Source organism: Hyalangium gracile (assembly GCF_020103725.1).
GTDB lineage: Bacteria > Myxococcota > Myxococcia > Myxococcales > Myxococcaceae > Hyalangium > Hyalangium gracile.
The window spans coordinates 214,353-227,793 of record NZ_JAHXBG010000013.1 but is presented as its reverse complement, the minus strand read 5'-3'; the positions used below and the strand labels follow the sequence as shown (position 1 = coordinate 227,793).

The 13,441-nt window shown below is 69.9% G+C and carries 12 protein-coding genes; 10 read left to right on the top strand and 2 right to left on the bottom strand.

What is annotated here, in order from left to right; translation table 11 throughout:
* Positions 1-8: 8 nt before the first annotated feature.
* On the bottom strand, positions 9-1,028 hold the full coding sequence (rfbB, locus tag KY572_RS26370) for a dTDP-glucose 4,6-dehydratase (protein ID WP_224245726.1): 1,020 nt from the start codon (positions 1,026-1,028) through the stop codon (positions 9-11).
* A gap of 112 nt (positions 1,029-1,140) precedes the next feature.
* Here rfbB and KY572_RS26365 point away from each other — a divergent pair, with 112 nt between their 5' ends.
* From KY572_RS26365 to KY572_RS26320, 10 genes are all read left to right on the top strand, one after another.
* Complete coding sequence (locus KY572_RS26365) at positions 1,141-2,772, top strand: glycosyltransferase (RefSeq protein WP_224245788.1); 1,632 nt, start codon at positions 1,141-1,143, stop codon at positions 2,770-2,772.
* Complete coding sequence (locus KY572_RS26360; protein WP_224245725.1) at positions 2,762-3,220, top strand: hypothetical protein; 459 nt, start codon at positions 2,762-2,764, stop codon at positions 3,218-3,220. Before KY572_RS26365 ends, KY572_RS26360 begins: the two co-directional genes overlap by 11 nt.
* 169 nt (positions 3,221-3,389) lie before the next feature.
* A complete protein-coding gene (locus KY572_RS26355; protein ID WP_224245724.1) occupies positions 3,390-3,974 on the top strand; it encodes a D-sedoheptulose-7-phosphate isomerase in 585 nt (194 codons plus the stop codon).
* Positions 3,971-4,570 carry a D-glycero-alpha-D-manno-heptose-1,7-bisphosphate 7-phosphatase gene (locus tag KY572_RS26350; protein WP_224245723.1) on the top strand — a complete coding sequence of 200 codons (600 nt, stop codon included), beginning with the start codon at positions 3,971-3,973 and terminating at the stop codon, positions 4,568-4,570. Before KY572_RS26355 ends, KY572_RS26350 begins: the two co-directional genes overlap by 4 nt.
* Complete coding sequence (locus KY572_RS26345) at positions 4,567-5,565, top strand: class I SAM-dependent methyltransferase (protein WP_224245722.1); 999 nt, start codon at positions 4,567-4,569, stop codon at positions 5,563-5,565. The genes KY572_RS26350 and KY572_RS26345 overlap by 4 nt, the downstream gene beginning before the upstream one ends.
* Before the next feature lie 10 nt (positions 5,566-5,575).
* Entirely contained in the window at positions 5,576-7,990 is a 2,415-nt protein-coding gene (locus KY572_RS26340) for a methyltransferase domain-containing protein (protein ID WP_224245721.1), read from the top strand.
* Complete coding sequence (locus KY572_RS26335; protein WP_224245720.1) at positions 7,987-9,177, top strand: hypothetical protein; 1,191 nt, start codon at positions 7,987-7,989, stop codon at positions 9,175-9,177. Before KY572_RS26340 ends, KY572_RS26335 begins: the two co-directional genes overlap by 4 nt.
* Before the next feature lie 3 nt (positions 9,178-9,180).
* Entirely contained in the window at positions 9,181-10,653 is a 1,473-nt protein-coding gene (gene rfaE1, locus KY572_RS26330) for a D-glycero-beta-D-manno-heptose-7-phosphate kinase (RefSeq protein ID WP_224245719.1), read from the top strand.
* Between the two features lie 21 nt (positions 10,654-10,674).
* Positions 10,675-11,442 carry a class I SAM-dependent methyltransferase gene (locus KY572_RS26325; RefSeq protein ID WP_224245718.1) on the top strand — a complete coding sequence of 256 codons (768 nt, stop codon included), beginning with the start codon at positions 10,675-10,677 and terminating at the stop codon, positions 11,440-11,442.
* Between the two features lie 36 nt (positions 11,443-11,478).
* Positions 11,479-12,630, top strand: coding sequence for a phytanoyl-CoA dioxygenase family protein (locus tag KY572_RS26320; RefSeq protein ID WP_224245717.1), 1,152 nt, complete (start codon positions 11,479-11,481; stop codon positions 12,628-12,630).
* A gap of 35 nt (positions 12,631-12,665) precedes the next feature.
* Here KY572_RS26320 and KY572_RS26315 read toward each other — a convergent pair whose 3' ends face one another.
* Positions 12,666-13,328: a hypothetical protein gene (locus KY572_RS26315; protein WP_224245716.1), complete on the bottom strand. Its 663-nt coding sequence runs from the start codon at positions 13,326-13,328 to the stop codon at positions 12,666-12,668.
* Positions 13,329-13,441: the final 113 nt, after the last annotated feature.

The following is a 13,441-nucleotide window of genomic DNA, read 5'->3' as shown; positions in this document are numbered from 1 at the left end:
GGCCGGTGCTAGCCCTTGAGGCGGGCGCGGTACTGGGTCTCGAAGTACTGACGGTAGGCGCCGCTCGTGACGCGCTCCCACCAGGAGGAGTTGTCCACGTACCACTTCACCGTCTCGGCCAGGCCCTGCTCGAAGGTCTGCGAGGGCGCCCAGCCCAGCTCCGCCCGGATCTTCGAAGGATCGATGGCGTAGCGGCGATCGTGGCCGGGCCGGTCCTTGACGAACTTGATGAGGGACTCGGGCTTGCCGACCAGGCCGAGGATGGCCTTGACGATGTCGATGTTCTTGCGCTCCGAGTTGCCGCCGATGTTGTAGACCTCGCCGGCCTTGCCCTTCTCCAGCGCGGTGACGAGCGCGGAGCAGTGGTCATCCACGTGGAGCCAGTCGCGCACGTTGCCGCCGTCGCCGTAGACGGGCAGCGGCTTGTCGTGCAGCGCATTGACGACCATGAGGGGAATCAGCTTCTCGGGGAACTGGTAGCGCCCGTAGTTGTTCGAGCAGCGGGTGACGACGACGTCCATCCCGAAGGTGTGGTGGTAGGCGAGCGCGATGAGATCCGAGCTCGTCTTCGACGCCGAGTAGGGGCTGGACGGCTGGAGCGGAGACTTCTCGGTGAACAGGCCGGTGGGCCCGAGCGAGCCGTACACCTCGTCGGTGGACACCATGAGGAAGCGCTTGAGGCCGCGCGAGCGAGCCGCCTCGAGCAGCCGCTGGGTGCCCAGCACGTTGGTGGCGACGAAGACCTCGGGGCCGAGGATGGAGCGATCCACGTGGCTCTCGGCGGCCAGGTGCATGATGGCGTCGATGGAGTGCTGCGCCATCAGGTGCTCGACGAGCTCCGGGTTGCCGATGTCGCCGCGCACGAAGACGTGCTTGGGGTCGCCCTCCAGCTCCGAGAGGTTCTCGAGGTTGCCCGCGTACGTGAGCTTGTCGAGGTTGACGACCTTCCACTCCGGGCGGTGCTTGCGGATGTACTTCACGAGGTTGGAGCCGATGAACCCGCAACCCCCCGTAATCAGGACGTTCATTTCGACTTACTCTGAGAAATCAAGGGATTTGGCCTGGGTATCGGATCGGCTCCGTCACGTCAAGGTTACCTTGTGCGAGCGGCGCTCCGAGGGTAGAGGCGCACCCATCGTGATGCGTCGGAAAAGCAGGCGTGCCAGCGGACCATCGGCCGCCCGGGCCGTCCACCAGCTGTTGCCCAGGCTCGCCTGGGGTGACGCGGTGGGCAATCAGGTGCGCTACCTCCAGGCGCTCCTGCGGAGCTGGGGCTACGCCTCGGAGATCTACGCGGATCAGTGGGACGCCGAGTGCAGCGAGCAGGTCCGGCCGGCCGAGACGTGGCCGCGAGAGGCGGACGAGGACTCGGTGCTGCTCATCCACCACAGCTTCGAGTCGCGGCAGGTGCCGCTCATTGCGCGGGGGCCCGGGCGCAAGGCGCTCGTGTACCACAACGTGACGCCGGCCTCGCTCTTCGAGGGCTTCGACCGGAAGGTGGCGGCGGCGTGCGAGGCGGCCCGGGAGGAGCTGCTGGCGCTGCGGCCCCACGTGGAGGCGGCGTACGCCTACTCGCGCTTCAGCGCCGAGGAGCTGACGGCGGGGGGCTTCGAGCACGTGTCGGTGCTGCCCTTCGCGCTGGACTGGAACGCCTTCCACGCGCCGCCGGATCCGACGTTCCAGGCGGAGTTCGACGACGGCTGCGCGAACATCCTCTTCGTGGGGCGGGCCGTGCCGAGCAAGCGCATCGACGACGTGATGCGCGTCTTCGCGGCGTACCAGCGGCTCTACCAGCCGCGCAGCCGGCTGCTGATCGCGGGCTACCTCAACCGGGAGACGCCCTACGGGACGTACCTGCACGGGGTGAAGGAGCTGCTGGGAGCGGAGCGTGTCCACCTGCTGGGCCGGGTGAGCGCCGCGCAGCTCTCGGCCTGCTACGCGGTGGCCACGGCGTACCTCTCGATGAGCCGACACGAGGGCTTCGGCGTGCCGCTGCTGGAGGCCATGGAGCGCGGAGTGCCAGTGGTGGCGTATGGCGCGGCGGCGGTGCCCGAGACGATGGGCGGAGCCGGGCTGGCCACGCGGACGAGGGAGCCGATGGAGGTGGCGCAGCTGCTCGCGGTGCTGGAGCGGGAGCCGAAGCTGCGACAGAAGGTCATCGAAGGGCAGCGGGAGCGGCTCGCCTCGCTCGGGCAGCAAGCCGTGGCCGAGCAGCTCCGGGAGGGCTTGCGTCCCCTGCTCGAAGGCACGCTGGCTCCGCCGGCGAAGCCTCCCTCCTCCGCGCGAGTCGAGCTCGTGTGCCCGGGCTATGCCAGCCACCCACGGGCTCCCGCGTCCCTGCTGGCGCGAAGGCTGGCGGAGCAGCTTCCCGAGGCTCGCGTGCTCACGCTGAGTGCCACTCCCCTGCGCTCCGTCAGCCCTCGCGTGGAGCAGGAGGGCGGCACCGCCGTCTGGCACTTCAGCCCGGATCAGCCGCTGTCTGGAGCGCCAAGCGCGGGCACGCCGCTGCCGGGCTCCGCGTCGCTGGAGCTGGCCGTGCGGACCTCGAGCGCGAGCGCGGTGTTCCTCGATGTGGGGACAGGCGTGGCGCGAAGCGTGCTGCCCCACGTGCAGGCACGCGCGTGGGCGGTGCACGAGGCCACGGCGTCCGTGCCAGCCGAGGCCCGGTCCCTGGGCGAGCGGCTCATCCCTTACGATGCCGGCGAGGTGGAAGCGGCCGTCCGCCGGCTGGTGGAGCCCCTGCGCCGCCCAGGAGTCACCCATGCGCGCTGACGAACTCTTCACGGACCCGGCGCTCGCCGCGACGGTGGCGGCCGCGACGGAGCGGCTCCCCTCCCCCACCCCCGAGGCACGCGAGTCCCTGCGGGCCACGCTGGATCGGACCGAGCGCGCGCCCACCGAGGCGCAGTGGCCGCCGCTGCTGGAGACTCCGCGCCAGAAGAAGGACTCGCGCTACGCGGAGCCGGCAACGTCCCACCGCCCCGTGGTGGGCCCGGCCCTGGTGCTGGCCAAGCGCGCCTTCCGGCTGGCCTTCCAGCCGTTCATCAACGAGGTGCTGCGCAAGCAGGTGGAGTTCAACGAGGCCATCCTGGACTCGCTGGCGCTCATCTACGAGCAGCAGCGGGAGAGCGCGCGCACCCAGGCCGCCTGGCGCAGGGAAGTCACCGAGCGACTGGCGCGACTCGAGGCGTCTCGCCCCCGGACACCCCGTCGCAAGTAGGCCGCCCCGCCTCCTTATATGTACGTTTACACCTGCTGTCGGGGGACAGGCATCCAGGTGAGCGTCACCCTCTGCCTCTGGAGATGATCGATCAGGTCCGGTAAGGGTCTGTGTCTGGACATCCAAGCGGGGCCTGGGCTAGGTTGCGCGCCGCTTTAGGGGGTTTTCCGTGGCTTTGCCGTCTCTTGAGGAGTCCCTTGCGCTCGTTCGCCGTCGGCGCCGCGAGTGCATCGAGGCCCTCTCCAGCTTCACACCTGAACTCGACGAGCGGATCGCCCAGGCGGGAACGCTCCTTCGCACCGCACTGGCCTCGGGCAAGCGCGTGTATGCCTTTGGCAACGGCGGCTCGGCCTCGGACGCCGAGCACTTCATCGCCGAGCTGGTCGGCCGCTACCTCAAGGAGCGGCCGGGCCTGCCGGGTCAGGCCTTCACCGTCAACAGCTCCACCATGACGGCCGTGGGCAACGACTACGGCTATGAGCGGGTCTTCGAGCGCCAGGTCGAGGCCTGGGTGCAGCCGGGCGACGTCGTCATCGGCATCAGCACCAGCGGCAACTCGCCCAACGTGCTGCGCGGCATCGAGGCGGCCCGCAGCCGGGATGCGCGGGTGATCGGCCTCACGGGCGGCCAGGGCGGCAAGATGGCGGCCCTGTGCGAAGTGAGCCTCATCGTCCCCTCCAAGGACACGCCGCGCATCCAGGAGGGACACATCCTCATCCTCCATACGCTGGCGGAGCTGGTCGATCAGGCGTGAGTGTCGGCACGCCAGCCGTCTTCCTCGACCGGGATGGCGTCCTCGTCGATGAGCTCGGCTATTTGACCCGCGTAGCGGATCTGCGCCTGTTTCCGGGCGCGGGTGCCGCCGTCCGGCGCATCCACGCGCTGGGATACCCGGTGGTGGTCGTCACCAACCAGTCCGCCGTGGCGCGCGGGATGGTGAGCCCGGCCGGGCTCGAGGAGATCCACGCGGAGCTCCGCGCGCAACTGGGTCGGGAGGACGCCAGACTGGCCGGCCTGTACATGTGCCCGCACCACCCCGAGGCCCCGCTGCCCGAGTGGCGGCAGGACTGCGACTGCCGCAAGCCACGCCCCGGCATGCTGGTGCGCGCGGCGCGGGAGCTCGGGCTGGCGCTGGATGAGCGCTCGGTGCTGGTGGGAGATCAGCATACGGACCTGGAGTGCGCTCGACGGGCGGGCATCAGCGCGCTGTTGGTCCGGACTGGTAAGGGACAAGACACTGCTCGCACGCTGTCCGAGCGGGGCGGCGTCATCGGCATTTGCGATTCGGTCGCGGACGTGCCAGACGTCCTCCGCGCATGGGCCGGGCGACATTCGGGAGTGATGACATGAATTCACAGAGTCCAGCCAAGCGCCTGCCGGGTCAGGAGGGCGCCGAGCCCTCCCCGGTGGTGCGCCTTCCCCGCCTCAACGCCGAGCGCATCCGCGAGATGAGCGCGCGCGGCGCGGAGAGCGTGCGGGAGTCTCCGGTGCGCTGCCCGGCCTGCTCTGGCCCCTGCGCCAACGTCAACTTCGAGGAGCGGTGGACGCTCTTCGGGGAGACGTACACCCTGGTGCGCTGCGCCGACTGCCGGACGATGTCGACGTTCCCGCTGCCGACGCCGAAGGTGCTCGATCAGGTCTACGCCACGTTCGCCTATCAGTGGTACGCCGACCATTACCCGGCCAAGTTCCTGGACAGCATGCAGCGGCTGCTGGAGCTGCGCCGCGAGCGCATCCCGCTGGGCAAGCGCATCCTCGATTTCGGTGGTGGGCAGGGCTACTTCTCGGCCGCGGCCCGGCTGCTGGGCTACCAGTCGGAGACGTATGATCCGGTGCTCGGCGCGGGCCGTCCGCCGGCGCCCGGCTCCTACGACACGGTGGTGTCGTTCCACGTGCTGGAGCACTCGCCGGATCCGGCGGGCACGGTGGAGCTGATGCACCGCTTCCTCAAGCCTGGGGGCACGCTGGTGCTGGTCGTCCCCAACGGGCTGGGCGAGGGCTACGAGAAGCTGGGCAGCGCGTGGACGTGGGCGCAGCCGCCGCTCATCCACCTGCACCACTTCAGCGAGCAGGGCCTGGCGGTGCTGCTGCGCCAGGTGGGCTTCGAGCTGTCGCGGGTCTCCTTCCACGAGCGCTGGGATGCCAACCGCGTCAGTGACGTGGCGCTGGCGAAGACGTTCGCCCGGCTGGACAGCGCCTGGGGCACCACGCGCACCAGGCGGCTGGTGGCTGCACGCAACTCGTTGCTCCGCTTCGGGACGTTGATGCTGGCGCAGGCCTGGTCGCGCGTGACGCCCTCGTCCGCCCTGTCCGAGCTGCGCATCATCGCCACCCATCGTCCGTGAAAGCCTCGCCATGAAGCAGATCGCCATCGGAATCGCCGCGCCCGGCTTCACCGCGGTCGCGGGCCCCGTGCTGCGCGACGCGCGCTGCATCAACTTCCGCCTCGCTCCGCACCGCCTGTCCCCGGTGGACATGCTGGATTCCGTCTTCGCCTCGCCCGGGCGCTACACCGCCGAGATGCTGCGGCGGCTGGTGCGCCACGAGCGCTCGTCCGAGGGCTACATCGTCGTCAACCCGCGCTTCGCGCCGCAGCTGCACGCGGTGGCCAACGCCGTCCAGGTGGCCAACGCCCACCGGGCCGGCGCGGACGCGCTCCTGGTCCATGATCGGCACGGCCGGGTGGCCGCCACGTATTTCCGCCACGGCATCGAGGACGCGGACGTGCCCACGCTCTCGGCGCTGAGCGCGCTGGACGCTTCCGCGGACCGCGCCCTGCTCGAGGCGGCCTTCGGCTGGAAGACGGGCGTGGTGGGCTGCGACGCGGACTTCGGCGGGGTGGACGCCAACGGCTTCCTGCTGGGCAGCTTCGATCCGGTGTCCGCCGCGTTCCCCGCGGCCATGGCCGTGGAGGCGCTGGGAGAGCTCGTCCGGGCGCACGGCCACAAGGAGGCGCGCCGCCGCGTGCGGCAGGTCGCCGTGCTGCCCTTCCACGCCGGGGACATCCTCTTCCTCTGCCAGGCGCTGCAGGCCGAGCCGCTGGCCAGCGCCATCGTGGTGCTGCGCGACTACGCGGACATCGTCCGGGACGTGGCGCCGTGGCTGGAGGTGTTCGAGGTGGACGCTCCGGCCCCGGGCCGGGACGGCTACCAGCCCTCCAACGAGCTGCTGCTGCTGGTGGACATGGTGAAGAAGGCGCGCGCGCAGGCGGCTCGCAAGGGCGCGCGGCTGGAAGGCGTCTTCCACCTGATGCGGCCGCTGCGGGACTACGCGCGGACCAGCTACCACCTGCGGCAGGCGGCGTGGTTCGCGCTCGGGGGCGACGCCGAGCAGGACGCCGACATCTGGCCGCAGTGGCGCGCCCAGCCCCGGCAGCTGCGCTGCACGCCGGGGCGCCGCGAGCGCGTCATCGTCCACTTCGACGGCGGCTGGTCACTCAAGTCCTTCCCCTACGCCCACCGGCAGCCGCTGGTGTCGCTGTTGCGGGATGCGGGCTTCCGGCCGACGGTGCTGGGCAAGCCCGATCCGCGCCTGGTGGGCTGCGACTTCGTGCCCTTCACGACGGTGGGGAAGTTCCGCAAGCTGCTGGAGGACTCGGCGGCGGTGGTGGGCGTGGACTCGTTCCCGGCGCACTACGCCGTCCACCAGGGCGTGCCCACGCTGCACCTGTTCGGGAGCACCCACCCGCGCAACTCCGAGTATCCGGCCTCGTCCCTCACCGCGACGCTCCACCACATCCAGCCCTGCGTGCCGTGCGGCCACCCGACGACGTGCAAGCTCGACCAGAGCGACACCTGCCGCGCCTTCAGCAGCCCGCACGACATCGTCGCGGCGCTGCTGCGGATCTGCCCGCCGCCCTCGCGGGTGAAGGCTCCGGTCGTGAGCAGCCCGGCGGAGGAGCTGTCCGCGGCCGTCGCCTACGCGCAGGCGCATGTCCCCTTCCCGCCCGCGCCGCGCAGCCTGGAGCCTGGCACTCGCGCCGAGCTGGTGCGCTCCCTGCGCGAGCGGCTGCGCACCGAGCCGGTGGACCGCTGCCCGCTGTGCGCGACGCGTGAGCGCGACACGCTGGGCTCCAAGCACGGGCTGCCCATCGCGGAGTGCAAGCAGTGCGGCCTCTGGTACGCCTCGGAGCGAATCCACGAGGAGGACGTGCCCCGGCTCTACGACGGCTCCTACTGGACGCGGATGATGGACGCGCACGGCTACCCCACGGCGCCGGAGCGCTACGCCTTCGACTACGCGCACGCGCTGGAGCGGGTGGCCTTCTGCCGGAGCTACGTGCCCGGCGGCAAGGCCCTGGACGTCGGGTGCGGCTACGGCGCGCTGGTGCGCCGGCTGTCGGAGTACGGCTACGACGCCATCGGGTGGGACATGCCGGACACGGCGCGGCAGGCCCGGCGCAGCTCCGGTGTCCGCGTCGTCACCTCGCTGCCCGAGGGCAGCCAGTTCGAGCTGATCACCGGCTTCGACGTCGTCGAGCACTTCTACCACCCGCGCGAGCAGCTCGAGCGACTGGTGGAGGCGCTGGCGCCGGGCGGGGCGCTGATCCTGGAGACGTTCCGCACGGACTGCGCCGACGTGCAGGCGCAGCGGCTGGAGCACGAGGACATCAAGCCGGTGGAGCACCTGCACATGTACCGGGAGGCCCACGTTCGCCAGCTCGTCGAGGCCGCGGGGCTCCAGGTGGAGACCGTGCACTATCCGGAAGGCGAGAGCCGGGCCCGGTTCCGGCTCGTGGCAAGAAAGTCCAACGAGGAGTCGAAGCGGTGAAACGCGTCATCTATTGCACCATCGCCAGCGCCAACTACCTGCCGCGCGTGTTCGCGCTCAAGGAGAGCATCGAGCGGAACCGCCGGGGCGCGGACGTCCGCATCCTCCTGTGCGAGCACCCGCGCGTGGTCCGCGAGCTGGAGGAAGAGCTGAAGCAGGAGTTCTACGCGCCGGACGAGATCGGCTGCCCGCAGTGGCGGCAGATGGCCTTCTATTACGACTGCATGGAGTTCAACACGGCGGTCAAACCCTTCTTCCTCAAGACGCTGATGGATGAGGGCGCCGACGCGGTCGTCTACTTCGATCCGGACATCGTCGTCTTCGGCGGGCTGGAGGAGCTCGAGTCCTCGCTGGAGACCCACGACGCCATCCTCACCCCGCACCTGTGCGAGCCCATGGAGGATGACGGGCACACGCCGGCGCTGATCGACTTCAACCGGGTGGGCCAGTTCAACCTGGGCTTCATCGGGTTTGCCCGCAACGAGCGCTCGGAGCGCTCGCTGCGCTGGTGGGCAAACCGGTGCGAGCGCGACTGCATCTCGGATCTGAGCCAGGGGCTCTTCACGGACCAGGCGTGGGCGAACCTGTTCGCCTCGTTCCTGGAGGTGAAGATCCTCCGCTCGCAGGCCTACAACATGGCCTACTGGAACCTGTCGCAGCGCAAGCTGTCGCGCGCGGCGGATGGGCGGTGGATGACCGGGGACGGCCCGCTGGTGTTCTTCCACTTCTCGGGGCTGCCGCTGAACCAGGTGTCGCTGGTCTCCAAGCACCAGACGCGCGTGCGCGCGCCCGAGGGCACGCCGCTGCACCAGATCCTCGGCGAGTACGCGCAGCAGCTGCAGCGCAGCCCGTACGCGCCGCTGGAGAGCTTCGAGTACTCCTTCTCCCGGTTCACGGACGGCACCGTCATCCCCCTGTGGATGCGCCGCCGCTTCCGGGACATGAGCGGGCCGGAGCGCGCGCTGGTGGCCAACCCGTTCGCCGAGCGCGGCATGCTGGAGCGCATGCAGGAACTGCTGAACGTGCCGCCACCCCCGGGCTCCCCCGGCAACCCCCTGCCCCTGCGCTACAAGGCCGTCGACTTCCTCAACGAGCAGGTCAAGCGGCAGATGCCCGCGCTGCACACCAACGCCAAGCAGGCGGCCTCCCGCGTCTCCGCGGGCCTCAAGCGCATCCTCCGGAGCTGACCGATGAGCCTGTCCCGACGTGAAATCCTGGAGCGGATGGAGGGCCTGAGTGTCCTCGTCCTGGGCGACGTGATGCTGGACGAGTACCTCTTCGGGGACATCCAGCGCATCTCCCCCGAGGCGCCCGTGCCGGTGGTGGCGCTGGGCCGTCAGCAGTTCCGCCTGGGCGGCGCGGGCAACGTGGCCAGCAACCTGGCCGCGCTGGGCGCGCGGCCGATCCTCGCGGGCGCGGTGGGCGCCGACGCGGACGGGCAGCGCCTGGAGTCCATCCTCGCCGAGCACAAGGTGGAGCACCGGCTGGTGCGCCTGCAGGGGCGCCCCACCACGCGCAAGACGCGCGTGCTCGCCCGCAACCAGCACGTCGTCCGGCTGGATCAGGAGGCCAGCGCCCCGCTGGATGAGACGGCGCGCGCGGGCCTGCTGGACGCGGTGAAGTCCACGAAGCCGCAGCTCCTCATCGTCTCGGACTACGGCAAGGGCGTCATCTCGCGCGGGCTCATGCGCGAGGTGGTGGCCTGGGCGCGGAGCCAGGGCATCCTCATCCTGGTGGATCCGAAGAGCACGGACTTCACGATGTACGCCGGCGCCGACTACGTGACGCCGAACGCGCGAGAGGCCTCGCTGGCCTCCGGGCAGCCCACGGGCACCCAGGAGGAGTGCGTCACCAGCGGGCGCACGCTGCTGGGGCAGACGGGCGGCAAGGGCATCCTGCTCACGCGCAGCGAGCGGGGCATGGGGCTCATCGACTCGCGCGAGGCCCACTTCGTGTCGGCGCGCGCGCGCACGGTGTACGACGTCACCGGCGCGGGAGACACCGTCATCGCCACGTTCGGCCTCGCCCTGGCGGCGGGCGCCGAGCCGGTGGAGGCCATGGCGCTGTCCAACTTCGCCGCGGGCGTGGTGGTGCAGCGGGTGGGCGCCGCGAGCTGCACGCGGGAGGAGATCGCTCGCGAGGCGGGCATCGAGTACCCGGCGAGCGGCCCCTCCTCGGACGATCTCCGGCTGCGCACGCCGCGGATGATGTCGCTGACCGAGGCGGCGGCGGCGGCCGAGCGGTGGCGCGCCGAGGGCAAGCGCGTCGTCTTCACCAACGGCTGCTTCGACATCCTCCACGCCGGCCACGTCGTGCTGCTGGAGGAGGCTCGCTCACGTGGCGACGTGCTCGTCGTGGGGCTCAACACGGACGACTCGATCCGCCGACTGAAGGGGCCCACCCGGCCCGTGCAGCCGCTCCAGGACCGGGCGCGCGTCATGGCCGCGCTCCACGCGGTGGACGCCGTGGTGCCCTTCGCCGAGGACACCCCGCTCAACGTGGTGCTGGCCCTGCGGCCGGACGTGCTGGTGAAGGGCGGCGACTACGAGGTCGCCACCATCGTGGGCGCCAAGGAGGTCCAGGGCTGGGGCGGAGAGGTGGCCGTCATCTCCCTGGTGCCCAACCGCTCCACCACCTCGCTCATCCAGAAGAGCAAGTCGTAACCCGCCTTCAGGACCTCCGAAATGCTCAGCCCTCCCTTCCCCCCCATCGAGCTGCGACGCGTCGTTGGCCCGACCGACGAGCGCTCCTTCGACAACCCCACCGGAGACAACATCTGGGGGGATCTCGCGTTCGGTCCGCTACGTCCGGGAGAGGCCTATCGCAAGGTGTTCGACTTCGGATGCGGGTGTGGCCGCGTGGCTCGCCAACTCATCCTCCAGCGCAAACCGCCGGAGCGCTATGTGGGCGTCGACATCGCGCGGAAGCTGATCACGTGGTGCCAGGAGAACCTCACCCCGTTCAACCCCAGCTTCCACTTCCACCACCACGACGTCCACAACCCCACCTACGCCCCGGAGAACGCTCCCAACCGCTTCCTGCCCTTCCCCGCGGCGGACAACAGCTTCACCCTGGTCAACGCGCACTCCGTCTTCACCCACATCTACCTGGACCAGTCCATCAGCTACCTCGAGGAGTGCAAGCGCATCCTGGACGCCGACAAGGGCATCATCCGGTCCACCTGGTTCCTCTTCAACCGGGACTGGTTCCCCATCCTGGCGGATGAGCAGCAGTGCCTCTACGTCAACGTGCTCGATCCCACCCAGGCCGTCTATTACGACTGGAAGTGGCTGTGCTCCCTCTTCCGACAGCTGGAGCTCAAGGTCGTCCACATCGAGTGGACCCAGCTCCGCGGCCATCAGAGTGTGCTCTACCTCGCCAAGGGCGAGAAGTTCCAAGACCGGCTGTCAGAGCTCAAGCCTCCTCGCGAGGTGCTGGGTTTCTGGGATTGATTCCAGCCGAAGCAGATTCAAGGAGTTCATTCCATCATGATGCGTGAGTTTCTGAAGCAGCGAGTCCTGGATGCGGGGCGCCTGGCGCTCCAGAAGGTCGAGCAGTACAACCCGGGCCTGGCGCAGCGCCTGCGCCAGGAGGCGAAGCAGATCCTGGGACGGCCCGCCGCCGTGAACCCGGCGCCCGTGGCGGCGCCCCCCGTGGCCAGCGAGCCCCCGCGCGCGGAGGTCAAGCCCAAGATCATGGAGTTCGAGCCGGCCACCCTGCCCTGGCTGGACAAGCCCGAGGCCGACATCGAGGGCTACGTGAAGGGCCTCGGCGGCGCGGTGGAGAATCCGGAGGAGCTCATCGGCCAGCTGCGGAGCTGGCGCGACAACGGCTTCGTCATCCTGCCTCGGGCGATCGAGCCGGAGCTGATCGATGCGCTCCTGGCGGACGTGGATGAGCTCTTCACGAACTGCTCGAAGTACTCCATCCTCATCAACAGCGAGAGCAAGGGCATCCGCCCCGCCCGGGACTTCAAGCCCGAGGACTTCACGGAGCACCACTCGCGCGTGCTCGACTTCCACAACAACTCCATCGCCGGCAAGCGCATCTCGCTGCACCCCAAGCTGGTGAAGATGCTGGAGCACATCTTCCGCGAGCCCATCGTGGCCATGCAGTCGCTGACGTTCACCTACGGCAGCGAGCAGACCACCCACGCGGACTACGCCTACGTGGTCCCCCGCATCCCCAGCCACCTGGCGGCCACCTGGGTCGCGCTCGAGGACATCAAGCTCGAGGCCGGCCCGCTGGGCTACTTCCCGGGCTCGCACCACCTGCCGAAGTTCGACTTCGGCAACGGCATCTTCCTCACGCCCGAGTCCACGAAGAACGAGTTCCACTTCCGTGACCACCTCGAGGCGCAGTGCCGCAAGGCGGGCATCGAGCGGCAGATCTACCTGCCGAAGAAGGGCGACGTCTTCGTGTGGCACGGGTCGCTGGCGCACCAGGGCAGCCCGCAGCTGACGCCCGGCCTGACGCGCAAGGCGTTCGTCACGCACTACTCCACGGTGCGAGCCTACCCCTACGATCGCCGGCAGGACGGCGTGGAGCCGAAGAAGCACTACCTCAACGGCGGCGTCATCTACAGCAACCCGAAGAACCCCAAGGAAGAGGACATCTTCACCCGGGGCGGGAAGGTCTGATCCGCCGCTGAGCCGGCGCCACGCCCTTCGGCTGCTCAGAAGCGCTGGCGCCGGTCCTCGCGCGTCTCGCGCCGGTCCTCGCGCAGCTCGCGGCGGTCCTCGCGCAGCTCCTCGTGGTTCTGGTGCATCTCCTGCTGCGCCAGCCCGATGAGCTCCACGATCAGCGAGCGCATCCGCTGCAGATCCGCGGGCCGGCGGCTGCCCATGAGGGGAGACATCTCCCTGGCGATGATGGCCCGGGACCGCTGAGAGGCCGCCTCGGCGCGCGCGTCCCGGATGTCGTCGCGCTTGTCCCGGCGATCGTCCCTCAGGTCCCGGCGATCATCCGCGAACGTCGTCGGCCGGCCCCAGAGCTCCTCGCGGCGGCTTCCCCGCACCTCGCGGGTGTCCTGCCGGATCTCGGCTCGATCCCGCGCCATCTCGGCGCGCCCCTCGGCCAGCTCCTGGCGCAGCAGCTCTCGCAGCCGGTTCTCCACCGCCGACATGTCCCGCTCGTTCCGCCGCGACCACGCGGAGTCGAAGCGAGCCAGGGCGTCCTGCAGCTCGGCGAGATCCCGGCGATCGTCCCGGATCTCTCGCTTGTCCTGGCGCAGCTCCCTGCGGTCCTGGGTGCGCTCATGGCGGTTGCGCCCGTCCTGGGCGTACGCGGCGCTGGAGATGAAGAGAGAGGCGATGAGGGCGGCAGAGAGGCGTTTCATGGTGTTCATCCTGGGGTGCTGGGAGAGCCTTTCTGGCTCCCGTCCACGCTGACATGGACGGACCCGGGCTCTCTTTATTCGGCCACCCACGTCAGAGGCAGTCTACCCCCTGC

Bases quoted from the DNA above. Each gene is read 5' to 3' on its own strand.
- rfbB (WP_224245726.1), bottom strand. From the start codon at position 1,028: ATGAACGTCCTGATTACGGGGGGTTGCGGGTTCATCGGCTCCAACCTC.
- KY572_RS26365 (WP_224245788.1), top strand. From the start codon at position 1,141: ATGCGTCGGAAAAGCAGGCGTGCCAGCGGACCATCGGCCGCCCGGGCC.
- KY572_RS26360 (WP_224245725.1), top strand. From the start codon at position 2,762: ATGCGCGCTGACGAACTCTTCACGGACCCGGCGCTCGCCGCGACGGTG.
- KY572_RS26345 (WP_224245722.1), top strand. From the start codon at position 4,567: ATGAATTCACAGAGTCCAGCCAAGCGCCTGCCGGGTCAGGAGGGCGCC.
- KY572_RS26340 (WP_224245721.1), top strand. From the start codon at position 5,576: ATGAAGCAGATCGCCATCGGAATCGCCGCGCCCGGCTTCACCGCGGTC.
- rfaE1 (WP_224245719.1), top strand. From the start codon at position 9,181: ATGAGCCTGTCCCGACGTGAAATCCTGGAGCGGATGGAGGGCCTGAGT.
- KY572_RS26325 (WP_224245718.1), top strand. From the start codon at position 10,675: ATGCTCAGCCCTCCCTTCCCCCCCATCGAGCTGCGACGCGTCGTTGGC.
- KY572_RS26320 (WP_224245717.1), top strand. From the start codon at position 11,479: ATGATGCGTGAGTTTCTGAAGCAGCGAGTCCTGGATGCGGGGCGCCTG.
- KY572_RS26315 (WP_224245716.1), bottom strand. From the start codon at position 13,328: ATGAAACGCCTCTCTGCCGCCCTCATCGCCTCTCTCTTCATCTCCAGC.